The sequence below is a fragment of the Rhizobium sp. ZPR4 genome, from assembly GCF_040215725.1.
GTDB lineage: Bacteria > Pseudomonadota > Alphaproteobacteria > Rhizobiales > Rhizobiaceae > Rhizobium > Rhizobium rhizogenes_D.
Genome location: NZ_CP157967.1, coordinates 451,770 through 476,859, shown reverse-complemented (window position 1 = coordinate 476,859; position 25,090 = coordinate 451,770). Strand labels below are relative to the sequence as shown.

Sequence of the window (25,090 nt, the reverse complement as noted above, 5' to 3'; positions counted from 1 at the left end):
TGGCCGCGATCCGTCGTCAACGCCGATTCCAGCATAAAAGGCTTGCAACATAATGCATTGCCCGGCATGGACAGCCTATGTCCGAACCGCAACGCCTCGACCAGCTCCTCGTCACCCTCTCGCTCTTTGCCAGCCGATCACGGGCGCGCGATGCGATCCAGCGTGGCACGGTGACGGTGAACGGCAAAGTCGTGACCAAACCCGGTGCGCTCTTTACCGAAGAGGCCGATATCAGCATCGATGATCCCGCGCAGGACTACGTTTCGCGCGCGGCTTTGAAGCTGGTGGCGGCGCTCGACCATTTCGGCCTCGACCCACGGGGGCAGAGCTGCCTCGACGTCGGCGCATCGACGGGCGGCTTCACCGAAGTGCTGCTGGAGCGCGGAGCCGCCCATGTGACGGCGATCGACGTCGGCCACGACCAGATGCATCCGCGCATAGCGGCCGATCCACGCGTGACCAATATCGAGGGGCTGAACGCGCGCAACCTGACCGCCGATGATATCGGCGAGCGTTTCACTTTCATCGTCTCCGATGTCTCCTTCATTTCGCTGAAGCTCGCCCTCGCGCCGACGCTCGCGCTTGCCGAACATGGCGCACGGGCAGCCCTGCTCGTGAAACCGCAATTCGAGGCGGGGCGCGATGCGATCGGCAAGGCCGGCCTCTTGAAGGACCCCTCCTCCGCTCCGGCGGTAGCGGCCGAACTCGAACGCTGGTTCACCGAAGACATGGGCTGGCAGAGCCTCGGCCTCATCGCCTCGCCCATCGCCGGCGGCGACGGCAACCAGGAATTTCTTCTCGCAGGGATCAAGCCATGAGCACTGAAACCGTCACCATCCAGAAGCTCGGCGCCCAGGGCGACGGCATCGCGCAGGGTACCGATGGCCCGATCTACGTGCCCTTCACGCTGCCGGGCGAAAGCGTCGCCATCGCGCGGGTGAAAAGCCAGGGCACGCTGATGTCGATCGCGTCTGCCTCGCCGGACCGGCAGGAGCCGCACTGTCGACACTTCGGTCCGCACGGGCTCAACGGCGCCTGCGGCGGCTGTACCTTGCAGCATTATGCCGATGCACCCTATCGCGCCTTCAAGCGCCAGCTGGTCATCGATGCCTTGCGCTCCAAGGGCCTGACGCCCGAGGTTGACGATATCGTCGCCGCGCATCCGGGCGAGCGGCGCAGGGTGGTCTTCGCCGCGCGCAAGACCGAAAAGGATATGCTGATCGGCTTCAACCAGGCCGAAAGCCATCATATCGTCGCCATCGAGGAATGTCCCATCGCCTCGGCCGGCATCATGGCGCGTTTGCCGGCAATCAAGACGATTGCCGCGGCAACGGCCATCAATGCCGAAGCGTTCCGCATCTCGGTGCTGGAGACACAGACCGGCCTCGATCTTGCCGTCGACGGCATCAAGTCGCTTTCGGACAAGCAGCGCCGCAGCACGATCGAAACCGTGCTATCGCTTCGCGGCATCGCCCGCGTCTCGCTGAACGGCGAGATCCTGGTGGAACCCGCAAAGCCGATCATCGATTTCGGCGGCGTTCAGGTTGCACCGCCGCCGGGCGCCTTCACGCAGGCGACCAAACAGGCTGAAGATGCCATGGCCGAGCTGGTGGCCGGCCATGTCGGCAAGGCGAAGCGCATTGCCGATCTCTTTGCCGGCAGCGGCACCTTCTCGCTTCGCCTGGCGCGGATCGGGCGCGTGCATGCGGTCGAAAGCGAAGACAAGCCGCTCGCGGCATTGGATCACGCCGCCCGCAACACGCAGGGACTGAAACCTGTCAGCATCGAACGCCGCGATCTCTTCCGCCGGCCGCTGATGATGCAGGAACTGAAGGTCTACGACGCCGTCGTCTTCGACCCGCCGCGCGCCGGTGCGGAATTCCAGAGCAAGGAACTGGCCCGATCCCAGGTCAAGAAGATCGTCGCCGTCTCGTGCAACCCGCTGACGCTCGCCCGCGATCTCGCTACTCTGGTCGAGGGCGGCTATCGCATTACGCGGGTGACGCCGATCGACCAGTTCCTGTGGACCTCGCATGTCGAGGTGGTCGCGGCGCTGGAGAAGTAGTTCTTCTGACCGCCGGTTCCGTGGCCGACCCTCGTGGTTCGAGGCTGTGCCCTTAGGGCTTCGCACCTCACCATGAGGGCGGAGTGGCTCACGATCGAGATACGCCAGAGGTTAGCCCTCATGGTGAGGAGGCCTGCAAGGCCGTCTCGAACCACGAGGGCGGGTTGGGGTTTTACCGCTTCATAAAGGCTTCGAAGGCGGCTCGAGCCTCGGCGGTTTTCAGCTGGGCGGCAAAATGCTCGGCTTCTTTGTGGATGCGGTCGAGGACGGCATCCGGGGAGCCGCGCATCAGATCGCGTGCAATGCGAAGGGCCTCGGGCGGCTTGGCGGCGAGCTTTGCAGCCAGCGACAGTGTTTCAGCCTCTACGGCTTCCGGCGCAACCACTTTCCAGATTAGGCCGGTTTCCTTGGCTTCGGCAGCGGAAAGGCCTTCGCCGAGGGCAAGCAGGGCGAAGGCGCGTTGATGGCCCATCACGCGTGGGGCAAGCAGGCTTGAGGCAGCCTCGGGAACAAGGGCAAGATCGACGAAGGGTGTCTTGAACAGGCTGCGATCGGAAGCAATCGTCAGATCGCAATGCAGATGGATCGTGGTGCCGATGCCGATCGCCAGGCCATCGACGCCGGAGACGACGGGCTTCTTCGTACTCGCCAGCGCGACGAGGAAATCAATGACTTCGCGCCCCATATTGCCGCTCATGGCGAAGGCGAGGAAATCGGCGAGGTCGTTGCCAGCCGAGAAGCAGCCCTCCGTGCCAAGGAACACATGAACGCGGATATCCGGCGAAGCTTCCGCCGCCTTCACTGCATCAGTCATGGTCTGATACATGGCGCGCGTGATGGCGTTCTTCTTTTCCGGCCGGTTGAAGCGGATGATCTGGACCTGCGGCGCAGTCTCGGGGCGTTCGATCAGGATGTGGTCGGTCATGGCTTTTCCTTAGGCTAATGCGGCGCGGGCGGCTTCGAGGCTGGATGCGCCGGCGATGACCCGATCAGAGAGAGCGGCGGTCTCGGCCAGAAGATTTTCGGCAGCAAAGCGGCAGAGTGCGATGCGCTTGGCCCCCTCGCCGTCTCCTGCATCGGCAAGACCACCCTTGGCTAGATAAGAACCGGCCAGCACAAGACCGAACAGCCGCTGGTAAGGGGTGGCGCCGGCCAGCGCTTCGGCAACGGCGCCCTCCGCCTGCTTCGACAAGAGCCATTCGCTCGTCTTTTCCAGATCGGCAATGGCTGCCTCAAGCCGCGGCGCCGTTTCGCCGAAACCTTCGAGGTTGGATTTAGCGACGCCATCGGCAATCTCACGCAATTCGGCGATGAAGCCGCGCATGTGATCGCCGTTGGCGATCGTCAGCTTGCGCGTCACCAGATCGATGGCCTGGATGCCGTTGGTGCCTTCGTAGATCGGTGCGATGCGCACATCGCGCAGCAGTCGCGCCGCCCCCGTTTCTTCGATGAAGCCCATGCCGCCATGAACCTGGACGCCAAGCGAGGCGGTATCAACGCCGGCATCGGTGGAGAAGGACTTGGCGATCGGCGTCAACAGCGCTGCACGCTCCTGCCAGAAGCGAGCCTGCTGCGGATCGCGATGCGACATGTCGATCGCCTGTGCGCAGGCGTAGCAGATCGCGCGTGAGCCCTGCGTCAGAGCCTTCATCGTCAGCAGCATGCGAGCGACATCGGGATGCTCGATGATCGGGCTCATGCCCGATGCGGCCGTACCCGGCGCGCGGCCCTGCGTGCGCTCCCGGGCATAGGCGATGGCTTTCTGCGTTGCGGCCTCGGCGATCGCTACGCCCTGAATGCCGACGGCCAGCCGGGCATTGTTCATCATCGTGAACATGCAGGCGAGGCCCTTGTTCTCCTCACCCACTAGCCAGCCGACGGCGCCTTTTTCCGCACCATATTTGCCATCGCCGAAGATGAGCGTGCAGGTGGGCGAGCCGTGAATGCCGAGCTTGTGCTCCAGCGAATGGGCGAAATAATCGTTGCGGGCGCCAAGGGAGCCATCCTCGTTCACGAGGAACTTCGGCACGAGAAAGAGCGAAATGCCGCGCGTGCCGGCGGGCGCATCCGGAAGGCGGGCGAGAACGAGATGGATGATGTTCTCGGTCGCCTCGTGGTCGCCCCAGGTGATGAAAATCTTCTGGCCGAAGATGCGATAGGTGCCGTCATCGCCGCGTTCGGCGCGCGAGCGCAAGGCGCCAACATCGGAGCCGGCATGCGGCTCCGTGAGGTTCATGGTTCCCGTCCACTCGCCCGATACCAGTTTCGCCAGATATGTCTTCTTGAGATCTTCGCTACCATGCGCCCGGAGCGCCTCGACGGCACCCATGGTCAAGGTCGGCGCAAGGCCGAAGGCCATCGAGGCGGAATTCCACATTTCCAGCGTCGCGATATTCAGCATATGCGGGAGGCCCTGCCCGCCGAACTCCTCCGGTGCGGTCAGGCCGTTCCAGCCGCCAGCGATCCAGTCGCGATAGAGCTTCTCCCAGCCATCGGGAAGGACCACCTTGCCGTCCACCAGCCTTGCGCCTTGCTTGTCGCCGTTCTCGGCAAGCGGCTCCACCTCATCGCCGGCGAAACGCCCCGCTTCCGACAGGATGGCATCGACGAGATCGGTGCTGAGATCGCCGAGAACACCCTCTTCCATGGCGCGCTCCATGCCGGCGACATGTTTCAGCGTGAACGCGATTTCTTCGACAGGCGCCTTGTACATGATGATTTCCTCCGGATCGGTACTGGCAATGACCCGCCTCACCCGGACCATCGGCCATTTGTGGCTATAGCTAGTTTATTTTTACGTAAACGTCAATTTTCTCAAATTGCAGAGGCATCGATTTCCACCGTTTCGCGAACTCGAACCTGACATGCGTCCTACGCGCGCTGCGCGGCTGTGACATCGCCGCCGATATCCGCGATTATTCCGCGAAAGCACGGACTTGCATAAACAATCGTCATGAACGAAGACTAAGGCAACTGTTCAGACAAAGCGAACGATGCCCCCAATGAACACGCTCACGTCCGCCAATACCATACCAGGCTTTATCTGGGCATATCGTCTCCGTCCCGGCGCAACCAAGCCGGAGCGCCTGCCTGACGATACCGACCGTGCGACGCTCTTCAGTGGCGACGGCTTTCTCTGGCTGCATCTCAATCTCGTGGATGCGCGGGTACCGGCCTTCCTCGAGGATGCGCCTGGACTGAACGAAGCCGCCCGCACAGCGCTGACCACGCATGAGACACATGCAACGATTACGGTCGACGAGCAGATGCTTTTCGGGACCTTGGTCGACTTCCAGCGTGACTTCGCCCACAACACGCACGACATCGGCTGGCTGCATTTCGCGTTCACAGATCGCATGCTCATCACCAGCCGGCTGCAACCGCTTCGCAGCCTGGACAGGACCCGCGTGCTGATCGAGAAGAATGCCGCGCGGTTTACAGGCCCGGTGGATATTTTCGAGCTGATCGTCGTCGAATTCCAACGGACCCTGATCTCCGTCGTCATCGAGATCAGTGAAGAGCTGAATGCCATCGAGGATTTCGTTCACGGCAATACGTCGCGCGACGAGCGCGCCAAGCTTCCGCCGATCCGCAGGACGATCGTGCGCCTGCATCGTCATCTGCGGACCGTTCTCTCGCTGATGCGCCATGCCGCCGCCTCCGACGACGAGGAAATGCCGCTCGGCTTCGAGGATGTCGCGGGTCGGCTGACCGGGCGCCTCGAAGCGGTCGAGCACGACGTCTATGCCCTGCAGGAGCGGGCGAGACTGCTGCACGAAGAGATCGATTCGAAGCTCGCCTCCGAGATCAACCGGCATCTCTACATCCTGTCGATCATGACCGCCTTCCTGCTGCCGCCGACGCTGGTGACCGGCTTCTTCGGCATGAACACATCGGGCCTGCCGCTGGCGGGCGGTGCAAGCGGCACCGGATATGCGGTGGCCTTCATCATCGCCTCCATGCTGCTGGCATGGTGGCTGCTCAGGCGGGTCAACATTCTCTGACATCGGATCATAGAAAAAGCCGCCCGGCGTAAACCGGACGGCTGGCATTTGTCGTTCTGGCACCGTTGCTTAGAAATACGGCGAATAGCACTGACGGCGCGGGCCGGAGTTCGGCTGGAACGTATTGTCGTAGGCGCGGTAGGAACGATAGCGTCCCTCGCACCATTCGACATGGCGCGGATTGATGCCGGCGCTCGGGGCCGGAGCCGGCTCATAATAGCGCGGCTGGCTGGCGATCGCGCCGCCGATCAGCGCACCGGCGCCGAAGGCTGCCAGCGGGAACCAATAGCCGTCGTGATAGCGATAACCATGACGATAGCCGCCGCGATAACCGCGGTAGCCGCCATACCAGCCACGACGATAGTAGCCGTCGTGACGCCATTGAACCTGTTCGACGTTGCCGGGCGCGGCCTGGGCGGGCACGGCCTGATTCACGATCGGTGCGGCGGGCATCTGCATGGCAAAAGACGGTGTGAAGCTCGTCAGGGCGACGGCGGCCGTTACGGCGACTGTCGCGATTTTTGCACGGAAACCAAGCATTTTTATCTCCATTCCCTGGTTCGACTTGGTACTCAAGCCTGTAGGCATTTCATGTCGGGAATGCTTCCCGAGCAAGGTTTCACTGCCTGCTTCGTCGCATATGCGAGTAGACGACAAGAAACGCGGCAGCGCGTTATTTAGTTCCTCAAATCCCTACCGAATTAAGGAGTTATGCGGGGCTCCACGATGAATTTATAGTGATTTCATTCTTAACCCAAGATTAACCAGCAATCCTTACTATTATTTCATGAAAGGATACCGAAAGAGTAACCTCCTCATTTACAGCTTGCTGACGATCCTGACCCTCATGGGGCCGGTCTCCAAGCCTTCGGCCGGTGAAAGCCAGCCCTGGGGCGATCCGAAAAACGCCCTGATTGTCGATGCTTACGAGCTGAACACCATCGACTGGACCGCATTTCTGCAGGACAAGCGCATCGCCGGCTTCATCTCAAAGGCGTCCGACGGACTGCCTGAAAGCTTCAGTTGCACCGGCGACCATGGCGGCGATACGGTGGCCCATTGCAGGACGATGTGGCGCAAATACGCGGTCAGCCGCGAACTGTTTCAAACGCGCCGGATGCTGGCAAAGACGAATGGCCTGCTATGGGGCGCCTATCATCTGGGCCGGCCCGGCAATCCGATCGACCAGGCAAACCATTTTCTCGATTATGCCGATCCGCAGCCGGATGAGCTGATGGTGCTCGACATCGACGGCATGGATGCGACGCAATTCATGTCGCTCGACGATGCGCAGATCTTCGTCGCCCACATTAAGGTCAGGACCGGGCGCTATCCCATGCTCTACGTCAACCACAACACGGCGCGCTATATCGCCGATCACCGCGGCACCTATCCGCTGCTGTCGCGGCTGCCCTTGTGGTATGCGCGCTACAAGCCCGACGTGAAAGGCACCTTCCCGCTCGGCAACTGGGACAATTATGCTATCTGGCAGTTTGTTTCGTCGGACAATTGTTCGGAGAAAAGCTGCCCCTATCGGGTGCCGGGGACACTCACCGATATCGACGTCAATGTCGTGCCGATGACGAAGGTCCAGCTCGCGAAGATCTGGCCGCAGGGCGATCTCCTGCCCGCCAAACCCCTGCCCGCACCGGACCTGACGATCGCGCTTGCGCCGATGTGCAGCGGACCGCGACAGACGCTCGTTTCTCTCATGCCCGATGTCGACCCGGTCGTTACGGCCTCGACCCCGCAAACGAAGCCGGTCGAGATCAACGAGCTGAACTACCAGGATTTCTAGGCAAACCAGCATTCTCGCCGTACGGCTTCAGGCCTCGATCTGAACGTCCGTCTTCGGGCGCGAGCAGCAGGCGAGGATATAGCCCTCGTCGATCTCGTCATCGAGAATGCCGCCATTGTGGCTCATCTCGACTTCGCCCGAGAGTTTCATCACCCGGCATGTGCCGCAGAGGCCGGATTCGCAGGCCGCGCCGATGCGCACGCCGGCACCGCGCGCCGCCTGCAGCACGGTCTGCCCCGCCGCACAGACGACATCCTTGCCGGCCATGGTGAAGCGGATCGTGGTGGCAGCCTCGCCGGAGGCATCGTCGGAAACTTCGGCAAGCGGCGTTGCCGCATTGGCCGGCTGGAAGCTTTCCTGATGGTAGCGCGACATGTCGAAGCCATGAGCTTCCAACATGGAGCGCACGGCATCCATGAAGACCTCAGGGCCGCAGCAGAAGATCGTCCGATCCATGAAATCGGGCGCCAGCAGGCCGATCTTTGCTTTATCGATGCGGCCCTTCAAGCCGGACCAGAGATCGGTGCGGCCACAGCCTTCGACGATGAAGCCGAGATTGAGGTTCGGCATAAAGCGCGCAAGATATTCGAGCTCGGAGCGGAAGATGATATCGGCCGGGCTGCGAGAACAGTTGACGAAGGTGATATCCGACAGCGGTGCGATATCGGACATGTAGCGCGTCATCGACATCATCGGCGTGATGCCGGAGCCGGCGGAAACGAAGAGGTACTTCTCGCCGGGATGGCGGATATGGCTGAAATCGCCGAGCGGGCCGAACGCCTTGATGCGCATGCCGGGCTTCAGGTTCTCGAACATCCAGCGCGTGCCGACGCTGTCCTTCTGCGCCTTCACCGTCACCGCGACAGAGAAGGGCCGCGACGGCGTCGATGATAGCGTATAGGTGCGCATGACGGGCTCCGGAGCCGTCGGCAGCTCCAGCGTCACGAACTGGCCCGGCAGATAGCGGAACCAGTTGTCCTTGTCGGACCCGAATGTGAAGGTCATCACATCGGGTGCTTCGGGTGTCACCGAGAGACATTCGAGCACATGCTGCCTGTCATTCCAGGGCTGCATCTGGTCGAGGTGGCGATGCGAAAGAGAGACGGCCATGTTCATGCTCAGGCAACCGCCGACAGCTTGGCCTGGTCGCCCTGCAGCCGGTTGATCATGAAAGTCGTGTACCATTCGACGAACTGCATGACGCCACCTTCATGGATTTCCGAATAGGGACCTGGTTCATAGGCCGGCGAGCGGATGCCGAAGGCATTTTCCTCGACGATACGGCGGTCCTGGTCGTTGGTTTCGGTCCAGACGTGGGTCAGCTCTTCGAGATTGTAGTCGACGCCTTCCACGGCATCCTTGTGAACAAGCCACTTCGTGGTGACGGCTGTTTCCTCGGCGCTGATCGGCAGGACGCGGAAGGAGATCGCGTGGTCGCCGAGGATGTGGTTCCACGTCGTCGGGTAATGGAACAATAGCATGGTGCCGATGCCGTTGATCGTCACGTCGGGCGAGAGCGGCCGCCTGACGGCATTCTGGCCGGACATGGTGTAGCTTTCCGCACCTTCGATCAGCGGCATGCGGGCCGTGCGGAACTGTCCGTCCGGCGAGAGCTTGAATTCGCTCGGCAGGCCTGCGGCTTCGCAGCGTTGCCAGTGCTCGGCGATGACGGGATCGTTCAGCGCACCCTGTACGCCGGTCACGGTCGGCGCTTCCGGGAAAGTGCGGCAAAGCTCGGGGTGATTGGCCGCGCAATGATAGCATTCGCGGTTGTTTTCCCAGACGAGCTTCCAGTTGCCCTTCTCGATGATGGTGCTCTGGAAGGCGACCTTGGCTTCGCTGATGCGGTGCGGCGCCATATAAGGCTCGATCGAGGCGCGGACCGAGGCGAAATCCGGAGCGTTCTGTGCCAGGCAGATGAAGATGTAGCCGCCGACGCTTTCGCAATGAACCGGCTTCAGCGAATGCTGGCTCTTGTCGAAATCCTCGGCCATCTGACGGGCGAAAAGCAGCGAGCCATCGAGCTCATAGGTCCACTGGTGATAGGGGCAGACGAGTTTTGCCGAGGAGCCGCGCTCGGTCGTGCAGACCCGCGAGCCGCGATGGCGACAGCTATTGTGGAAGGCGCGGATGACCTGATCGCGGCCGCGGACGATGACGACGGGATAGTCGCCGATCTGGACGGTGAAGTAGTTGCCCGCGCGCGGCACTTCGCAATCATGGCCGATGAACAGCCAGTCACGATAGTAGATCGTCTCCATGTCGAGCTTGAAGTAGTCCGGATCGGTGTAGAAGGGTTGCTCCAGGCTCAAGCCTGTCCGGTGGTTCTTCAATTGCCGCAGAACTTTGCTGCCGATGTCCATTTGCCTATCCTTAGCAGTACCAGGAGGCGGGCAAAGGACATGCGTGGCCGGTTGGGAGCGGCCAAAAGCAATGTCCCGACCACCCGCCGCGGTCAGTAAACCTTATGCGCCCAAGGCTGGTTTCCGGGCTCTGGAGCGGCCCTGTTTCCAGAACCCCATGGCACCTTCCCAGGCCGATCGACCCAGTGGCTTTATTCGCCATGCCTCACTCCACCACCGTTGCGGGGGCAGCGCCGGATTTTGACCGGCTTCCCAATTCTCCGTCTCCCTAGCAGACGGCACCTTGAGATTGATGGCATCATAGCTCTCGGCTCCGCCAGCCGCTGCGCTGCAATGCGACATCGGCTCCGAAATTGACGACAGGCGAAACGGAACGCCAAGATGGCTCCGTGAAGAGGCATTATCGAAAGACAATTCAATCGCTTATGCGGCTACATCAAAATGCGGACATGCAGCCCATCCGCACCCGAATGATGACGCTTTATCCTGAATGCGACAGAGCCGTTATCAACGGGGCGCTTGGGTGGCGGAAAGCGCCAGCAGCGCAGCCATGGCGCGCTCCGCATCGGCAGCCGGAACGAAGATGTGATCATGATAATAGCCGGCGACAACATTGGCGCTAATACCCTCATTTCCAAGGGCCGTGGCGAAGGCCGCAGTAAGCCCGACCGCCTCCAGGGACGAGTGAACTTCAAGCGTGATCATGCGCATGGCGGGAGTGGCCGGAAATCCCGCTTTGCGGGCCGCCTCCAGCGAAAGGATCAGCGTCACTCCCTCCTTTTCCCGGAACAGCCCGATCGGGTCTAGATGCCAATGATCGGCCAATACCGGCGCCGGCACACTGCAATAGACGAATTCGCCCTCGGCGAGATTTGGTTTCATGCCGGACAGAAGCTGCTTGAGATCGATAACTCCAGGCATGTTTGTCTGTCTCCCAAAAGGTGCGGCGTCTCAAAATGGTTAAGCCCGGCTCAAGCTATTCCATCTACCATGCCGTCCAGAGACGTCTAAAGCGAGATCCGGCATGGCCAAACTCAGGTATTTCGACGCTGGGAAGCCCGCCGAGCCCGAACCGGCGCCACCGGTATCGACAACGGGCTACAGCGAATTCCTGCGCACGGGCCGCATCAACCGCAACAGGCCGCACTGGCTTGCGGAAGAACGGGACTATATCAGCCATGAGCAGGTGGCGGTGCGCACGGCGCAAAAGCTTAGGGATGCCGGCGAAAAGACACATGACCGGCTCAACAGCTTCCACAAATCAATCCGTTTCCCGAAGCTCATCTTCCATCACACGCTGAAGGACACGCCGCATCTCGGCTACTGCCACGTGACAGCCGCGCGGACGCAGTTCGCGCAATATGAGCAGGTGAACTGGGCTTTCTACATCGCCAACTTCTTTGCCCGGATCGGCCAGGAAGAGAATTTCTTCGAAGACATCAGTCTGAAATATTCGCGGATGTATTTCGCCGTCGCCATCCATCCGGACAAGCAAGCGGAAGACAAGAAGCTGACGATCAATCGCGACATTCGCGGCAACGGCGTGCTCTTCCACACGCACGATCCGCAGATCGCCATCCGTAATGTTCTTTTGCTCGGCGCCCGCAACGAGCAGCTTCGCGACATCATTCGCCAGCTTTGACGATTGATCCCAAAACTCGAAGAGCATAAAAACGGCCTGAACTGCAAGCAGGCAGGCCATGGCACGACACATAGACATTCTCGAACATCCGCAAACGGCAATAGAGGTCGCGACGGCAACCCTTGCCGAGGGTCTACCGATCGGTCTACCGACGGAGACGGTCTACGGGCTTGCCGCTGACGCCACCAATCCAGCCGCCATTACCCGCATCTATGAGACCAAGGGGCGGCCGCGCTTCAATCCGCTGATCTGCCATATGAGCGATCTCGCCATGGCCGAGCGCTATGCGATCTTCGATCCTACCTCTCGGAAGCTGGCGGAAGCCTTCTGGCCTGGCCCGTTGACATTGGTGTTGCCACTCAAGCCCGATAGCGGCATCCACCCGCTGGCCACCGCCGGCCTCGACACGGTCGGCATTCGCGTTCCCAAGGGCTTTGCCGGCGATCTGATCCGCGCCTTCGACAGACCGCTTGCAGCACCAAGCGCCAACACGTCAGGCAAGATCAGCGCCACCAGCGCCGATCATGTCCATGACGATCTCGGTGAACGCATTACCCTCATTCTCGATGCCGGGGCTTCGGTCGTCGGCGTCGAGTCGACTATCGTGAAGGTCGAGGACGGCGAGATGCGCCTGCTGCGGCCCGGCGGGCTGGCGGCAAGCGAGATCGAGCGGGTGGCCGGCAAGGCGCTGAAGCGCAAGAAGAAGGCATCGGCTGCCATCGAGGCGCCCGGCATGATGGCCTCACATTATGCGCCGGGAGCGGCCGTACGGCTTGATGCGACCGAGGTTTCAGAGAACGAGACGCTGATCCGCTTCGGAAAACCCGACATTGCCGGCAGCGAGAATGCCATTGCGGTGCTTGATCTGAGCGCCAGTGGCGATCTCTCCGAAGCGGCAGCAAACCTCTTCGACTTCATGAAGCGCGCCGATGCCACCGGCGCTGCGACCATTGCCTTTTCGCATATTCCAGACGAGGGCCTCGGCGAGGCCATCAACGACCGGCTGCGCCGCGCGGCCGCGCCCAGAGAATAAATCAGCCCGACATCATCAGGCAAAGGACACGCCATGAGCAGCTCCGCCCCCTCTTCCGACCTTCTCGATCGCTTCGCCGCCATCGTCGGCGAAAAACATGCCGTGCAGGACCCGGCCGAAATCGCGCCGCATCTCGTGGAAAATCGCGGCCTCTATCACGGTGCTTCGCCCATGCTGCTGAAGCCCGGCTCGGTGGAAGAGGTGTCCGCGATCCTGAAGCTCGCCAGCGAGACCGGTACGGCCATCGTTCCGCAGACCGGCAATACCGGACTTGTCGGCGGCCAGACGCCGCGCGAGGGCGGCTCCGATATCATCCTGTCGCTGGAGCGCATGAACCGCGTCCGCGATATCGATCCCGTCGGCAACACCATGATCGTCGACGGCGGCTGCATTCTCGCCGATGTCCATAAGGCAGCGGCCGAGCATGGCCGTATGTTTCCGCTTTCGCTCGGCTCCGAAGGCTCCTGCCGCATTGCCGGCAATCTCTCCACCAATGCCGGCGGCACGGCCGTTCTTGCCTATGGCAACATGCGCCAGCTCTGCCTCGGCCTCGAAGTCGTATTGCCGACGGGTGAGATATGGAATGGCCTGCGCCGCCTGAAGAAGGACAATACCGGCTACGATCTGCGCGATCTCTTCATCGGCGCCGAAGGCACTCTCGGCGTCATAACCGGCGCGGTGCTGAAACTCTTTCCGCAGCCGCTCGGCCATCAGGTCGCTTTTGCCGGCCTGCAATCGGTCGATGATGCGCTGACCCTGTTCAAGAATGCCTCAAGTCTCTGCGGCACGGCGCTGACTGGCTTCGAGCTGATGCCGCGCATCGGCGTCGAGTTCACCACGCGGCATATTCCGGGCGTGCGCGATCCGCTTGAGACTGCCCATCCCTGGTATGTGCTGATCGACATCTCCACGTCCGATTCGGCTGAAACGGCCGAGCGGATGATGACGGCGCTGCTCGAACAAGGTTATGGGGACGGCCTGATCCAGGATGCGACCATCGCCAGCTCGGAAGCCCAGCAGAAGGCCATCTGGCATATGCGCGAGAGCATGTCGGATGCGCAGAAGCCGGAAGGCGGCTCAATCAAGCACGATGTTTCCGTGCCGGTGGCGCAGATCCCGCAATTCATGGCCGAGGCCGAGAAGGCCGTCGTTGCCGCCATGCCGGGCGCGCGTGTCTGCGCCTTCGGCCATATGGGCGATGGGAATATCCACTACAACATCTCGCAGCCCGTCGGCGCCGACAAGGCCGAGTTCATCGGCCGCTGGCACGAGATGAACAAGATCGTGCACGGACTGGTGCTGCAGCATGGCGGCTCGATCTCCGCCGAGCACGGCATCGGCCAGCTGAAGCGCGACGAGCTTGCCTCGATCCGCTCGGATATCGAGATGGACCTGATGCGCCGGATCAAGACCGCCTTCGATCCGGCAGGCATCATGAATCCGGGCAAGGTTCTCAAGGTCTGAGATATCAGACGGTCACGACCACCCGCTCCGAGGCGAAGCAGCCGATCTGGCAGGAAATGACCGTGCCCTCGGCATCGATGTCTTCGCCGGCATAGGCAAGGACGGGCGTCAGGCGCGATTGCTGCAAAAGGCGCGCCTCGGCTTCCGTCGGCATGCGCGCCGTGATGTCGGTGGAGCGCCGCCAATAGTCGGTCACGCCGTAATCCTGGAGTGCCGCTGTGAACGAGCCCGTTGCGGCAAACTTCTCCGCCAGACCGGGAAAGCGCTTTGCCGAGCAGCTGCGCATGACGACCGAGACGGGAAGCGCGTCGGCATAGGCAACTACGCACATATCCAGCACCATTTCGCCCGGCTGCAAATTCAGCCTTGCAGCGATATCGGCGGTTGCCGGGACTTCCCTTGCCGAGGCAACCTTGCGCGTGAGGTTAGCGTCCGTCGCAGTCAGATCCTTGCTGAACCGCACCTTGTCGCCCAACTGGAAACGAACGGGCATGTCGGCGCGGACATAGGCACCGCTGCCCCGCGCGACACGCAGCAGTCCCTCCCCCTCCAGTTCGGCGATCGCCCGCCGCATCGTCACCCTGGAGACGCCGAATTGTTCGGACAAGGCGCGTTCGCTTGGCAGGCGGCTACCCGGAGCATGCCGACCCTCATCGATGGCATTTCGCAGTTGCGCGGCAACGGTCGCCCAGCCTCCCGCAGTTTTTACGCCTTCATCCTGTCGATTATTTTCTACCATCACAAATCTGTCGCCTTGAAATTGGTATATACCAATTTATAAAGATCTCGATCGTTTATGGAAGGGTTCGGCATGGGCGACAAGCGCATATATGTGACGGCGGTCAGTAGCAGCGGCGTGCACGGGTTCAGCAAGCAGACCAAGGATCATATTCAGCTGCTGACCGGGCTCGGTGTGGAGGGCGATGCGCATATGGGGGTAACGGTGAAGCACCGTTCCCGTGTCGCGGTCGATCCGACACAGCCCAATCTACGCCAGGTGCATATCATCCATGAAGAGCTGTTCGAGGAGCTGACCGAAAAGGGATTTTCCGTCGCGCCTGGTGATATGGGCGAAAATATCGCGACCAGAGGGATCGACCTGCTTTCCCTGCCTCAAGGCACGCGCCTGCATATCGGCGCGGATGCGATCGTCGAGGTGACGGGCTTGCGCAATCCCTGCAGGCAGATCGACAATTTCCAGAAGGGCCTGCTGCATGCCGTGCTCGACAAGGATGCCGATGGCGGCCTGATTCGCAAGGCGGGCATCATGGGCATTGTCTCGCAGGGCGGCCGTGTGCAGCGCGATGACACCATCCATGTCGAGCTGCCGCCACTGCCGCACATCAAGCTCGAGCGTGTCTGACAAAAAAGAAGCGGCCTTCCATTGGAAAGCCGCTTTCTATCTTGTCACGATGTCGTTCCGATCTGGCTGCCGATCAGATCAATCGAAATCTTCCTGGCTGGAGTTGCCGCCGCCATTGCGGTTGCCGGTGATGATTTCGCGCTTGCCGACGTGGTTGGCCGGGCCGACCAGACCGTCCTTTTCCATGCGCTCGACGAGCGAGGCGGCGCGGTTGTAGCCAATGCCAAGGCGGCGCTGGATGTAGGAGGTCGAGCACTTCTTGTCGCGCATGACCACCTTGATCGCCTGTTCGTAGAGATCGTCGCCATCTTCCGAGGCAATGGCGCCCTTGTCGAACACGGCCGTATCTTCTTCCTCGTCTTCCTCTTCCTCGTCGGCAGTGACCGTGTCGAGATATTCCGGACGGCCCTGCAGCTTCAGATGAGCCACGACCTTTTCGACCTCCTCGTCGGACACGAAGGGGCCGTGGACGCGGGAGATGCGGCCGCCGCCGGCCATATGCAGCATGTCACCCTGGCCGAGGAGCTGTTCGGCACCCTGTTCGCCAAGGATGGTGCGGCTGTCGATCTTCGACGTGACCTGGAAGGAGATGCGCGTCGGGAAGTTCGCCTTGATCGTGCCGGTGATGACGTCGACCGATGGACGCTGCGTTGCCATGATCAGGTGGATACCGGCGGCACGCGCCATCTGCGCCAGACGCTGGATCGCACCTTCGATCTCCTTGCCGGCGACCATCATCAAGTCGGCCATTTCGTCGACGATGACGACGATATAGGGCATCGGCGTCAGGTCCATTTCCTGCTGCTCTTCGATCGGAGCACCGGTGCCCTTGTCGAAGCCGGTCTGGACCATGACGTGGATTGTCTCGCCCTTTTCCTTGGCGGAGGCAACGCGGCTGTTGTAGCCGTCGATGTTACGCACGCCGAGGCGCGACATCTTCTTGTAGCGATCCTCCATTTCGCGAACCGCCCACTTCAGCGCCATCACGGCCTTCTTCGGGTCGGTAACGACGGGGGTCAGAAGATGCGGAATGCCGTCATAGACGGAGAGTTCGAGCATCTTCGGATCGACCATGATCAGGCGGCACTGCTCCGGCGTCATGCGATAGAGCAGCGACAGGATCATGGTGTTGATGGCGACCGACTTGCCCGAGCCGGTGGTGCCGGCGACAAGCAGATGCGGCATCTTGGCGAGTTCGGCGATGACGGGCTCGCCGCCGATCGTCTTGCCGAGGCCGAGCGCAAGCTTATAGCCGCTCTTCTCGAAATCGGGCGAATCGATCATCTCGCGGAAATAGACGGTCTCGCGGTTGACGTTCGGCAGTTCGATGCCGATGACGTTGCGGCCGGGGACGACAGCGACACGAGCCGAGAGCGCCGACATCGAGCGGGCGATGTCGTCTGCGAGGTTGATGACGCGCGAAGATTTGACGCCAGGCGCCGGCTCGAATTCATAGAGCGTGACGACAGGGCCTGGACGGACATGGATGATCTCGCCCTTGACGCCGAAGTCCTCGAGCACGCTTTCCAGCAGGCCGGCATTCTGCTCCAGCGTTTCCTGGGTCATGATGACGCCGGAACGGATGGCGGGCTCCTGCAGCAGTTCGCGCGGCGGCAGTTCGTATTCGCCATCGACGCTGGGAGCGATCGGGCGCCACTCGGGCGGTGTCAGGGACGCAGGACGGCGCGGCGAGATCCGCGACGGCGGCGCGTCGATGAGGCGCTGCGCTGCAGCTTCGACGGCCGGAATGGTCGATGCAGCCTTGGCAACCGGTTCGGCAGGCGCAGGCGCTGCAACCTTCTTCGGCATTGGTGCCAAGACCATGACGGGAGCCGGACGAGTTTCGACAGCAGGAGCAGCTTCAGCGCCGTAAACTGCCGTGACGAAAGCGGGCGGTACGAATGTTTCGGCCGGCTCTGCCACGGTCGGCTGCTCGGCAGTGGCAGCTTCAACAGCGGCGGGCGTCGTCTCGATGACGGGAGCCAGAATGGCCGCCTCCAGTGCAGCAAGCTCGTCCATGGCCGGCGTGCTGAGATCTGCCGCCGGCTGGCTGGAGACAGTTTCGACTGGCGTTGCAATTTCGACCGCCGGAGATAGCGCGCCGACGGGCAGCACCTCGACAGCGGCAGCCGGACGGCGGCACTCGACGACACGGAACTTCGCAATAATCGATTCGGCATCGACTTCCGGCCTCTGCGGCGTCGCCGGCTGCTTCGACTCACCCTTGAGGACAGAGATGAATTCGCCGTCGAACGGCATCGCATCCCAGAAGGCGAAATCGGAAAGATGGACAAGACGCGACTCGACCACAGGCGCGGCTAGGGACTCGGGAACCTTTGACTGAACAGGGGAAGCATCCAGCGCGATCGCGGGAGCCTTCGAAAATGCGGTAGCGATAACGGTCATCTCCAATGCGTCCGGCTCGGTCGCCGGGGAATTCTGAATTACTGTCGGAATGTAGCTTTGCACCACCAGCGGCATGTCTTCGAGCAGCGGCAGATGGAACTCGTCCTGCCGCACGGACGGGACGACAATGGTTGCAGCCGGTGCCGCAGGTGTTTCGACCGCAACAGGCGGCTCCATCACCCGCATCGCGGCGTGCGCGGCGGCAGGCGGTCGAATCTCGGCCTTCGGCTCGACGGGCGGGCGGCGGCTGATGATTTCGTTTTCGCGCGTGCGGGTAAACCGTACGTTCGGCCCCATCAGGAAGGCATTCTGCCAGCCGGGCGATGCGAGATCTTCCGCGGAGATTCCCTGCGGCAGAACGGGCATTTCCTGCTCGCTCGTAACGGCGGCCGACTGCAGCGCCTCCACGACCGGCGGCGGTGCCGCGGCGGTGCGCTTCCTCACCTCTTCGGCAAGGCGCTTTTCCTCGGCGTGGCGCTGCTCTTCAGCCTTACGCTTGGCTTCGCGGGCATTGCGAATCTTCTCTTCCAGGAATGCGCGGCGAGCGGCAATCTGCTCGGCGCGGCGTGCCTCTTCGGCTGCCTGCTCCGGGTCGAGATCGCCCTCCGGCTGGACGCCTTGAGACGCATTGGAAAGTGTCGTTCGGGAAAGACGCATGAGACCTGCAACCCAGTCATTGATATTGCCGTTGGCTTCTCAAATCGAATAGGGCAAGGATGGTTAATAAGTTCCTTCCTGCCGTTGTGGAAAGCAGCCATCCCGCACCTGAAAAACACGTCCGAATATGTTCGCAAACCCTGCAGAAACAAGTGCATGGCAGGCTCCTGCCACACAAGAACGCGGCAGGGAGACACGGTTAAATTTTTTGCGGAACTTCTTACCGCGACGAGGACAGCTGTGCGATGGAAAGCAGCGTGTCGGCGCTGATGCCGGAGCTCGACGACGAGCCCGTGAGAATCGAAAGTGCTGGCGACGTCGAAGTGGTCGTATTGTTCTCCATGTCGTACATCGCGGAGAATCGCTGCAGCAGCTGGTTGACCTTGTCCGGGTCCTGCAGGTCGCTCACATTGACGAACTTTTTCAGCATGCTGGCCTGGGTATCGACATCCATATTGGAGATCGAGCTCGGCAGATTGTAGGTCGTGGTGATGACCTCATAGAGAGCGGAATCGCCCATGATGTCATAGATCGAGTTGATATCGGGCGCCTTGCGCTGGAAGTAGAGCGCCAGACGCACGCCCGGATTGGTCTCGCCTTGCTGATCTTCCAGTGTCTGATGCAGAAAGAGATCATTGGTCGCGGCGAGCGCGCCCTGGTTTTGCGCCGTGCCGAGCTTCGTGTCGGTCAGGTTTCCGTCGGTGCCGAAATTGAACGCCTCGACGATGCTCTTGAACTTCGCGCCATCGGTCGTGTTGATGAAGCTTGTCGAGCTGGACGGATCGGAAGCAAAAGCCTTCTTCAGCGTCGCCGTATCGACGGTCTTCGGATCGATGCCGTTGGCCGTCAGGATGAAATTCGTAAGCTTGCTGTCGGCCAGCAGATCCGTAACGCTGGTCACGTTGACGATGTTGGTGGCGAAATAGGTGCCAGCGGTCTTGGCGTCGCTGGTGGCTTTGGTCAGCTCGGCTCCCGACAGTCCCGCCGTGCTGCGGCTGGAATATTCCGAGATATAGCTGTTGATCTGCGTCTGCGACAAAGACTGCACCGGCGCCTTCAGATTGCCTTTGCTGTCGAAATTGAACGCCTTGGCAAGCGCGGTAAAACGAGAGTCCTTGAGCGAATTGACGTAGCTCTTCGGATCGTAGGGATCGCTTTCGAGAATCTTGGTCAGCTGGGACTTCGTGACTTCGTTCTCGCCGATGCCATAGGCGCGCAACGCCATCTGATAAAGCTCCGGCGCGCTGTCGTTCGAGGTGCTGCTGTCGGTCGTGTTGCTTGCGAAGAAATCCTTGATGGTCTTCACGCTGGCGATGCGGTTCTTGTAGTTGTTGACCGCATCCGTGGTCAGAGTCGACTGCGATGATTGATAGTTGCTCATATAGGCCGTGGAGGCCGCGTCGATCTCGTCCTGGGACTGTGCGGTCTGGCCGGAAGCAAGCGTGCCGTCCGACTGGAAATTGAATTGGGAGACGACGTCGGTCAGGCCAAAGATGGCGGCGGTCGTCGCATCGCCGAACGCATTCTTGAAGACGACGGCTGGCGTCGTCGGATCGATGCCGTAAGCCGTCTTGACGTAATCGAAAAGACGCGTGTCCGACGTCAACTGATCGACTGACGTGATGGAGCCGATATGATTCTTGTAATAAAGATCATTGTCGGTTGCCCCCACGCTTGTCGTGAATGAGGGCACGGTGGAATTGTAGGCGCTCATCACATCGGCCTGCTGGCTGAGGGTCTGCGGCCCTCCGGGATAGTTCGTGGTATAGCCGGCCGTGGTTGCGCTTATCTGACCGGACGTCTGGGCCTGCGAGCCGGATGCGACCGTGCCGTCGCTCTGGAAGTTGAATTCCGCCATGACGGCGGTCAGACCGTTCGAACTTGCGGTGCTGGCATCCTTGGCAGAAGCATTGAACTGGTCTGCCGTGATGTAGGACGGGATATTGAAAGCCGTCTTGACGTATTGGAACAGCTGCGGATTGGACGTCAGCTGATCGACCGAGGTAACGTTGCCGATATTGGCCTCGTAATAGGCCGTGTCGCCGTCCGGCGTCGATGTCTTGATGGTGCCGTCGGCATTGAAATTGAATTCCGCCACCAGGGCCTTGTCGGCGGTGCCGCCATTCAGATTGACGTAGCTGTTGGGGTCGCTGAGATCGCTCGTCAGCATCTGCTTCAGAGACGAATTCGACACATAGGTCGGGTCAATGCCGTAGGCTTGCAGCACATAATTACGCAGGCGGGTGTTGCCGAGAAGGTCATCGACCGTCTTAACCGAGCTGATGTTCTGGCTGTAATAGGTCGTTTCGGTTGCCGCAGACGTCTCTTCATTCGTAAATGATTGCTGGTAAAGCCCGATGAGGTCGTCTTCCTGCGTGCTCGTTTGTGCCGTATTCGTCGTTCCCGTCGAGCTCGTACCGAAATTGAACGCCGCAGCGAACTCCTTGTAGCGCGGATCGGTGAGCTTATTGGCGAAACTGCTGGAGTCGCTGAGGTCGCTGGTGAGGACCTGTTTCATAAAGGCCTTGGCGTAGGTCATGTCCGAAAGCCCGTAGGCTTCCATTGCGTAACTGTATAGCTGATAGTCATTCAGGAAGTCATCGACGTTCGTTACTTTGCCGATATTGGCGTTGTAATAGTCGATCAAGCGCTTGTTTTGCGACTGTTGCGCCACCTGATTGAGTGAGGTCGCCATATCTCTGGTTGCGATCGTATAACCAAGATAAGTGGAAATCATCAGCAGAATCCCAATAGATCTCTAATAAAGGGGACGAATCTGGCTGTGATTATTGCATACAAACCTTACCCGAGACTTACACCCACTCACCTTATGCGTGTACTATATTGACGCACCGCCCTGCCGTGTGTTCACCTTATGGAAACCCTGATGCATTCGACTTTGCTAACCATTTGAGGACGCAAAGTTTTCTTAACCTCGATTTTTAAGCTGTCTGGAAGGGACGGCGCCTAATCTGCCCAACAACGAGAGGACAAAAGTTCTCCGAGAGAAGACCGGAACAACCGGCTCTCAGGTAAAGCAAGGGTAGAAAAATCGATGACTAATACCGTCCTGAAGCCCGACTGGGCTGGAACCACACTGCGGCTTGATCCGGCGCGCTTCCCGCAACAGGTCAGCTATGCCATGCGAGGTGCCGAGGGTGACGTCACCATTACGATCGATGAGCGCGGCGCAGTGCTGCGCAAGATCCTGCCGTCCAGCGGCCTGCCGCTGTCCGTCGCCTTGCCCAAGCGTGCATTCCAGGGTGTAGCCGCCCGCGCCATCGATCACGGCGACGGCGAAGTCACCGTCACGCTGGAACTGCATCACTCCGATCCGGATCTCTGCATCCCCCTTCTCGTCGCTCACGATTTGAGCGACATCGCTGCCGACTGGCGCTCCTGGTCGGAAGCCTTCCGCATTCCCATGCTGATGATCGAAGCCGACGGTGTTGCCCGTCCGCTGGAAGAACATCTCGGCGGCGTCCGCTCGCAGGACAGTCAGCCGCGTCGCCGCCATTCCTACTTTGCAAACCGCCGTCCCCGCTTCCTCGTGCGCCGCACGACCGGCAAGCTCGGCGTCAAGATGAAGATCCAGGGCCGCGAGATCATCGCCAGACATTAAACCGTTATGGCTCGAAAACCGAATATCGCCAGAAACCGGCCGTGGGAGAACCGATCCCGCGGCCGAAATCTTATGGCGTCAGCGAGCGCTCCATGACGATCGTTCGTTCATCGCCGTGGAAACTCTCGCCGACAGCATTGAAGCCGAGCTTTTCGTAGAAACCCTGCGCGGTAATCGACGAGGGGACGGACAGGGTGGCGATGCCGCCTGCCCTCGCCGCCCGTTCGATTGCAGCCATCAGGTTGGCGCCAATGCCGCGTCGTTGCGCAAAAGGAGAGACGAACACCGTGCGCACAACGGCACGGTCAAGGCTCGCGGTCCCGACAAGGCTTTCACCATCAATTGCCACGAAGACCATTCTGCTGCTCATGAGCTTACGCACGCCAGCGGGACTAAAGCTCTCTGCAACGCGCGCGATGATATCCGGGGAATAATCCTGTGCGTTGCTCTCACGAAGTGCGGTAAGGATGACGCCGCTGATCGCCTCGGCGTCCGCCTCCGAGGCCAGACGGATTTCACATGCCATGGCACCCCCCTTTAAATCGGACGCGGCGAATCCCTTCCCTCAGGGAACGAGAAACAGGAACGACAGGAAGAGGCCGGCGAAGATGATCAGCCCGACCCGATTGTTCGATTTGAACAAGGCCAGGCATTGTTCGCCGTCGTTGATGTCAAGCACGGCGATCTGATAGGCGAACATGCCGCCGGCGACGATCAGGCCGAGATAGGCCAGCCAGCTTGTACCCGCAAGCGCAAAGGACAGCAGCATCAGAAGCAGCGTCGCGCCGTAAAGCCCGACCAGCCAGAGACGCGTCCGGTCACCGAAAAGCCGGGCGGTCGACCGGACACCGATCAGCTCGTCATCCTCCTTGTCCTGATGCGCATAGATCGTGTCGTAGCCGATGGTCCAGAGGATGGCTGCGAGATAGAGCACGATCGAGGCAAAGGACAGGCTGCCGAAAAGGCCGGCCCAGCCCATCAGGGCGCCCCAGGAAAAGGCAAGCCCAAGGAAGAACTGCGGCCAGTCCGTGAAGCGCTTGGCAAAGGGATAGAGCGCGACGATGCCGAGCGACAGCACGCCGAGGATGACGGCAAACCAATTGAACTGCAGCAGCACCAGCAGGCCGACCAGAGCCTGCAATGCGATGAACACCTTGGCCTGGAAACGTGTTACGCGGCCCGATGGCAGCGGGCGCGAGCGCGTGCGGGCCACGGACATGTCGATCTCGTGGTCGACCAGATCATTATAGGTGCAGCCAGCGCCGCGCATGGCGACGGCGCCGATGAAATAGAGGAAGAGGTGATAAATTACCACGAAGCCGGGCGAACCATGTCCCATGGCGACAGAGGCATTGGCCGCAAGCGCTACGGACCAGAAGCATGGCCACATCAGGAGCTGCCAGCCGATCGGCCGGTCCCAGCGCGCAAGCTGGGCGTAAGGCCAGAGCGTCGGGGGGAGAACCCGGTAGACCCAGTTGCCGGAAGGCGCGTCGGCGACGCGCCCGTTGATGTCGCCTGTGTTTTGCATAGGCGAGTAGTATTGATATCCGGCCCCCGAGGTCAAGCTGCGGGCATTAGAGTCCGATGATTTCAGGTCGAAACGACCTAAGATCTCAATCCGCTCTAAAATCAAAGAATTAGAGCATGATGTCGTCCGAAAGCCGCTCAAGCACTTTTCGGCATCATGCTCTGGCCTCGCTCGTTACTCAGTTCATCGTGAAATTGAACTTGTAGCTGGCGGAAACACCGATCAGCAGCTGGTTGCGGTCGCCGCGCTCGCGCACGAGGCTGCTGTCGGCGGCCGGGCCGGTGAGCCGGGTATATTCGAGGAAGGTGCTCGTGGTCCAGTTCTGCGTGGCCTTCCAGGTCAGGGCGCCGCCGAAGCCAACGGATTTGACGCCACCGCCGGGCTTGTAGCCGCTGAGGCCGGAGGCAGCCGATTCCCGCGCATTGACGCCGTAATAGGCGTCGAAATAGTCGGTGCTGGCGAGCGTCATGCGCGGACCGGCCGAAGCGCGGAGTTCCGGGGTGATGTCGGTAAAAGCATCGACCGCGGCATCGGCGACGACGCCGCTATGGGCGCGAATACCCTGGCGGACTTCGACGCGGGCGCGTAACCAGTCCGTGGGATAGGCTTCGGCAAAACCGCCGGCCTCGAGACCCCACTTGACCTTCTTCAGCCCCCTCAGCTCGTGGCCATCGCTGCTGTCGCGGCTCGGCACGAATTTGCCGACGATACCGATGCGGAATGCGTCGCTCTCGATGAGGGCAAAGGAGGGATTGTCGTTGCGCGAGGAAAAACGCGGACCTGGACCCTGCCGGCCGATCGAGACCAGCGGCGACCACTGCAGCTTGTTGTGCTTGCCGCCTTCGAACTTCGGCGCGGAGAAACCGGCCGCACCGACGCTTAGGTACCAATCACCCGACCAGAGATGCTGGCCATCACCCGCCTCGGCAGCGCCGGCATAGGCGAGGACTGAGAGGCCGCTAATGAAAAGGAACCTTAACTTTGCTAACACAACGAAACTCCATGATACGCAATACAAAGGGCCATATGGCCCGAGAGTTGCCTCAAATTATGCGGATCGCGTTACCGCTCTCTTAACCACAAGACGCCGAATCCATTGAGAACATCAAATTCAGGTTGCTCCCACCGGATATCATTCGACATGC

At 60.8% G+C, this 25,090-nt stretch carries 21 protein-coding genes and 1 riboswitch; of the genes, 9 read left to right on the top strand and 12 right to left on the bottom strand.

Annotated features, from left to right (window positions below; translation table 11 throughout):
- Positions 1-77: 77 nt before the first annotated feature.
- Both ABOK31_RS02280 and ABOK31_RS02275 read left to right on the top strand, forming a co-directional pair.
- Positions 78-818, top strand: a complete 741-nt coding sequence (locus tag ABOK31_RS02280; RefSeq protein ID WP_349957623.1) for a TlyA family RNA methyltransferase — start codon at positions 78-80, stop codon at positions 816-818.
- The gene (locus ABOK31_RS02275; RefSeq protein WP_349957622.1) at positions 815-2,065 is read left to right on the top strand and encodes a class I SAM-dependent RNA methyltransferase; all 1,251 of its coding nucleotides are present in this window, start codon (positions 815-817) and stop codon (positions 2,063-2,065) included. Before ABOK31_RS02280 ends, ABOK31_RS02275 begins: the two co-directional genes overlap by 4 nt.
- A 172-nt stretch (positions 2,066-2,237) precedes the next feature.
- Here the strand turns inward: ABOK31_RS02275 and ABOK31_RS02270 are convergent, their stop codons facing one another.
- A complete protein-coding gene (locus tag ABOK31_RS02270; protein ID WP_349957621.1) occupies positions 2,238-2,990 on the bottom strand; it encodes a crotonase/enoyl-CoA hydratase family protein in 753 nt (250 codons plus the stop codon).
- Between the two features lie 9 nt (positions 2,991-2,999).
- A complete protein-coding gene (locus ABOK31_RS02265) occupies positions 3,000-4,778 on the bottom strand; it encodes an acyl-CoA dehydrogenase (protein WP_349957620.1) in 1,779 nt (592 codons plus the stop codon).
- 289 nt (positions 4,779-5,067) lie between these two features.
- On the opposite strand from ABOK31_RS02265, the gene ABOK31_RS02260 reads away from it, so the two are divergent.
- Positions 5,068-6,069 (top strand): transporter, encoded by a 1,002-nt coding sequence (locus ABOK31_RS02260; RefSeq protein WP_349957618.1) that lies wholly within the window; start codon positions 5,068-5,070, stop codon positions 6,067-6,069.
- A 69-nt stretch (positions 6,070-6,138) separates the two neighbouring features.
- On the opposite strand, the gene ABOK31_RS02255 is transcribed toward ABOK31_RS02260, so the two are convergent.
- Positions 6,139-6,609, bottom strand: coding sequence for a BA14K family protein (locus tag ABOK31_RS02255; RefSeq protein ID WP_349957617.1), 471 nt, complete (start codon positions 6,607-6,609; stop codon positions 6,139-6,141).
- Between the two features lie 247 nt (positions 6,610-6,856).
- Between ABOK31_RS02255 and ABOK31_RS02250 the strand changes: the two genes are divergently transcribed.
- Entirely contained in the window at positions 6,857-7,867 is a 1,011-nt protein-coding gene (locus ABOK31_RS02250; protein ID WP_174179107.1) for a GH25 family lysozyme, read from the top strand.
- A 27-nt stretch (positions 7,868-7,894) separates the two neighbouring features.
- Here ABOK31_RS02250 and ABOK31_RS02245 read toward each other — a convergent pair whose 3' ends face one another.
- The 3 genes from ABOK31_RS02245 to ABOK31_RS02235 all read right to left on the bottom strand — a co-directional run bounded on the left by ABOK31_RS02245 (position 7,895) and on the right by ABOK31_RS02235 (position 11,151).
- Positions 7,895-8,983: a hybrid-cluster NAD(P)-dependent oxidoreductase gene (locus tag ABOK31_RS02245; protein ID WP_349957616.1), complete on the bottom strand. Its 1,089-nt coding sequence runs from the start codon at positions 8,981-8,983 to the stop codon at positions 7,895-7,897.
- A 2-nt stretch (positions 8,984-8,985) separates the two neighbouring features.
- On the bottom strand, positions 8,986-10,230 hold the full coding sequence (locus ABOK31_RS02240; RefSeq protein WP_174179109.1) for an aromatic ring-hydroxylating dioxygenase subunit alpha: 1,245 nt from the start codon (positions 10,228-10,230) through the stop codon (positions 8,986-8,988).
- Between the two features lie 96 nt (positions 10,231-10,326).
- Positions 10,327-10,531, bottom strand: a riboswitch (cobalamin riboswitch).
- Positions 10,532-10,737: 206 nt separating this feature from the next.
- Positions 10,738-11,151 (bottom strand): ACT domain-containing protein, encoded by a 414-nt coding sequence (locus tag ABOK31_RS02235; RefSeq protein ID WP_349957615.1) that lies wholly within the window; start codon positions 11,149-11,151, stop codon positions 10,738-10,740.
- 103 nt (positions 11,152-11,254) lie between these two features.
- Between ABOK31_RS02235 and ABOK31_RS02230 the strand changes: the two genes are divergently transcribed.
- Genes ABOK31_RS02230 through ABOK31_RS02220 form a run of 3 tightly spaced genes read left to right on the top strand, consistent with a single transcriptional unit; the run spans position 11,255 to position 14,369 of the window.
- Positions 11,255-11,872: a DUF6656 family protein gene (locus tag ABOK31_RS02230; RefSeq protein ID WP_349957614.1), complete on the top strand. Its 618-nt coding sequence runs from the start codon at positions 11,255-11,257 to the stop codon at positions 11,870-11,872.
- 58 nt (positions 11,873-11,930) lie between these two features.
- Complete coding sequence (locus ABOK31_RS02225; protein ID WP_349957613.1) at positions 11,931-12,905, top strand: L-threonylcarbamoyladenylate synthase; 975 nt, start codon at positions 11,931-11,933, stop codon at positions 12,903-12,905.
- A 33-nt stretch (positions 12,906-12,938) separates the two neighbouring features.
- A complete protein-coding gene (locus ABOK31_RS02220; RefSeq protein WP_349957611.1) occupies positions 12,939-14,369 on the top strand; it encodes an FAD-binding oxidoreductase in 1,431 nt (476 codons plus the stop codon).
- 4 nt (positions 14,370-14,373) lie between these two features.
- On the opposite strand, the gene phnF is transcribed toward ABOK31_RS02220, so the two are convergent.
- The gene (gene phnF / locus ABOK31_RS02215) at positions 14,374-15,108 is read right to left on the bottom strand and encodes a phosphonate metabolism transcriptional regulator PhnF (RefSeq protein ID WP_349957609.1); all 735 of its coding nucleotides are present in this window, start codon (positions 15,106-15,108) and stop codon (positions 14,374-14,376) included.
- A 72-nt stretch (positions 15,109-15,180) separates the two neighbouring features.
- Here phnF and ABOK31_RS02210 point away from each other — a divergent pair, with 72 nt between their 5' ends.
- Positions 15,181-15,732, top strand: coding sequence for an MOSC domain-containing protein (locus ABOK31_RS02210; RefSeq protein ID WP_174179117.1), 552 nt, complete (start codon positions 15,181-15,183; stop codon positions 15,730-15,732).
- Positions 15,733-15,810: 78 nt separating this feature from the next.
- On the opposite strand, the gene ABOK31_RS02205 is transcribed toward ABOK31_RS02210, so the two are convergent.
- Positions 15,811-18,795: a DNA translocase FtsK gene (locus tag ABOK31_RS02205; RefSeq protein ID WP_349957607.1), complete on the bottom strand. Its 2,985-nt coding sequence runs from the start codon at positions 18,793-18,795 to the stop codon at positions 15,811-15,813.
- 220 nt (positions 18,796-19,015) lie between these two features.
- Positions 19,016-21,532, bottom strand: a complete 2,517-nt coding sequence (locus ABOK31_RS02200) for a DUF1217 domain-containing protein (RefSeq protein WP_349957605.1) — start codon at positions 21,530-21,532, stop codon at positions 19,016-19,018.
- 318 nt (positions 21,533-21,850) lie between these two features.
- Here ABOK31_RS02200 and ABOK31_RS02195 point away from each other — a divergent pair, with 318 nt between their 5' ends.
- Entirely contained in the window at positions 21,851-22,417 is a 567-nt protein-coding gene (locus ABOK31_RS02195) for a DUF6101 family protein (protein WP_092709621.1), read from the top strand.
- A 70-nt stretch (positions 22,418-22,487) separates the two neighbouring features.
- On the opposite strand, the gene ABOK31_RS02190 is transcribed toward ABOK31_RS02195, so the two are convergent.
- The 3 genes from ABOK31_RS02190 to ABOK31_RS02180 all read right to left on the bottom strand — a co-directional run bounded on the left by ABOK31_RS02190 (position 22,488) and on the right by ABOK31_RS02180 (position 24,909).
- Positions 22,488-22,943 (bottom strand): GNAT family N-acetyltransferase, encoded by a 456-nt coding sequence (locus tag ABOK31_RS02190; RefSeq protein ID WP_174179123.1) that lies wholly within the window; start codon positions 22,941-22,943, stop codon positions 22,488-22,490.
- 39 nt (positions 22,944-22,982) lie between these two features.
- Positions 22,983-23,945, bottom strand: a complete 963-nt coding sequence (gene ubiA / locus ABOK31_RS02185) for a 4-hydroxybenzoate octaprenyltransferase (RefSeq protein ID WP_349957602.1) — start codon at positions 23,943-23,945, stop codon at positions 22,983-22,985.
- A gap of 178 nt (positions 23,946-24,123) precedes the next feature.
- Positions 24,124-24,909 carry a MipA/OmpV family protein gene (locus ABOK31_RS02180; protein WP_349959058.1) on the bottom strand — a complete coding sequence of 262 codons (786 nt, stop codon included), beginning with the start codon at positions 24,907-24,909 and terminating at the stop codon, positions 24,124-24,126.
- Positions 24,910-25,090 lie beyond the last annotated feature (181 nt).

Excerpts from the sequence above, each read along its gene's own strand:
- ABOK31_RS02280 (WP_349957623.1), top strand. The coding sequence starts at position 78 with ATGTCCGAACCGCAACGCCTCGACCAGCTCCTCGTCACCCTCTCGCTC.
- ABOK31_RS02275 (WP_349957622.1), top strand. The coding sequence starts at position 815 with ATGAGCACTGAAACCGTCACCATCCAGAAGCTCGGCGCCCAGGGCGAC.
- ABOK31_RS02270 (WP_349957621.1), bottom strand. The coding sequence starts at position 2,990 with ATGACCGACCACATCCTGATCGAACGCCCCGAGACTGCGCCGCAGGTC.
- ABOK31_RS02265 (WP_349957620.1), bottom strand. The coding sequence starts at position 4,778 with ATGTACAAGGCGCCTGTCGAAGAAATCGCGTTCACGCTGAAACATGTC.
- ABOK31_RS02260 (WP_349957618.1), top strand. The coding sequence starts at position 5,068 with ATGAACACGCTCACGTCCGCCAATACCATACCAGGCTTTATCTGGGCA.
- ABOK31_RS02255 (WP_349957617.1), bottom strand. The coding sequence starts at position 6,609 with ATGCTTGGTTTCCGTGCAAAAATCGCGACAGTCGCCGTAACGGCCGCC.
- ABOK31_RS02250 (WP_174179107.1), top strand. The coding sequence starts at position 6,857 with ATGAAAGGATACCGAAAGAGTAACCTCCTCATTTACAGCTTGCTGACG.
- ABOK31_RS02245 (WP_349957616.1), bottom strand. The coding sequence starts at position 8,983 with ATGAACATGGCCGTCTCTCTTTCGCATCGCCACCTCGACCAGATGCAG.
- ABOK31_RS02240 (WP_174179109.1), bottom strand. The coding sequence starts at position 10,230 with ATGGACATCGGCAGCAAAGTTCTGCGGCAATTGAAGAACCACCGGACA.
- ABOK31_RS02235 (WP_349957615.1), bottom strand. The coding sequence starts at position 11,151 with ATGCCTGGAGTTATCGATCTCAAGCAGCTTCTGTCCGGCATGAAACCA.
- ABOK31_RS02230 (WP_349957614.1), top strand. The coding sequence starts at position 11,255 with ATGGCCAAACTCAGGTATTTCGACGCTGGGAAGCCCGCCGAGCCCGAA.
- ABOK31_RS02225 (WP_349957613.1), top strand. The coding sequence starts at position 11,931 with ATGGCACGACACATAGACATTCTCGAACATCCGCAAACGGCAATAGAG.
- ABOK31_RS02220 (WP_349957611.1), top strand. The coding sequence starts at position 12,939 with ATGAGCAGCTCCGCCCCCTCTTCCGACCTTCTCGATCGCTTCGCCGCC.
- phnF (WP_349957609.1), bottom strand. The coding sequence starts at position 15,108 with ATGGTAGAAAATAATCGACAGGATGAAGGCGTAAAAACTGCGGGAGGC.
- ABOK31_RS02210 (WP_174179117.1), top strand. The coding sequence starts at position 15,181 with ATGGGCGACAAGCGCATATATGTGACGGCGGTCAGTAGCAGCGGCGTG.
- ABOK31_RS02205 (WP_349957607.1), bottom strand. The coding sequence starts at position 18,795 with ATGCGTCTTTCCCGAACGACACTTTCCAATGCGTCTCAAGGCGTCCAG.
- ABOK31_RS02200 (WP_349957605.1), bottom strand. The coding sequence starts at position 21,532 with ATGATTTCCACTTATCTTGGTTATACGATCGCAACCAGAGATATGGCG.
- ABOK31_RS02195 (WP_092709621.1), top strand. The coding sequence starts at position 21,851 with ATGACTAATACCGTCCTGAAGCCCGACTGGGCTGGAACCACACTGCGG.
- ABOK31_RS02190 (WP_174179123.1), bottom strand. The coding sequence starts at position 22,943 with ATGGCATGTGAAATCCGTCTGGCCTCGGAGGCGGACGCCGAGGCGATC.
- ubiA (WP_349957602.1), bottom strand. The coding sequence starts at position 23,945 with ATGCAAAACACAGGCGACATCAACGGGCGCGTCGCCGACGCGCCTTCC.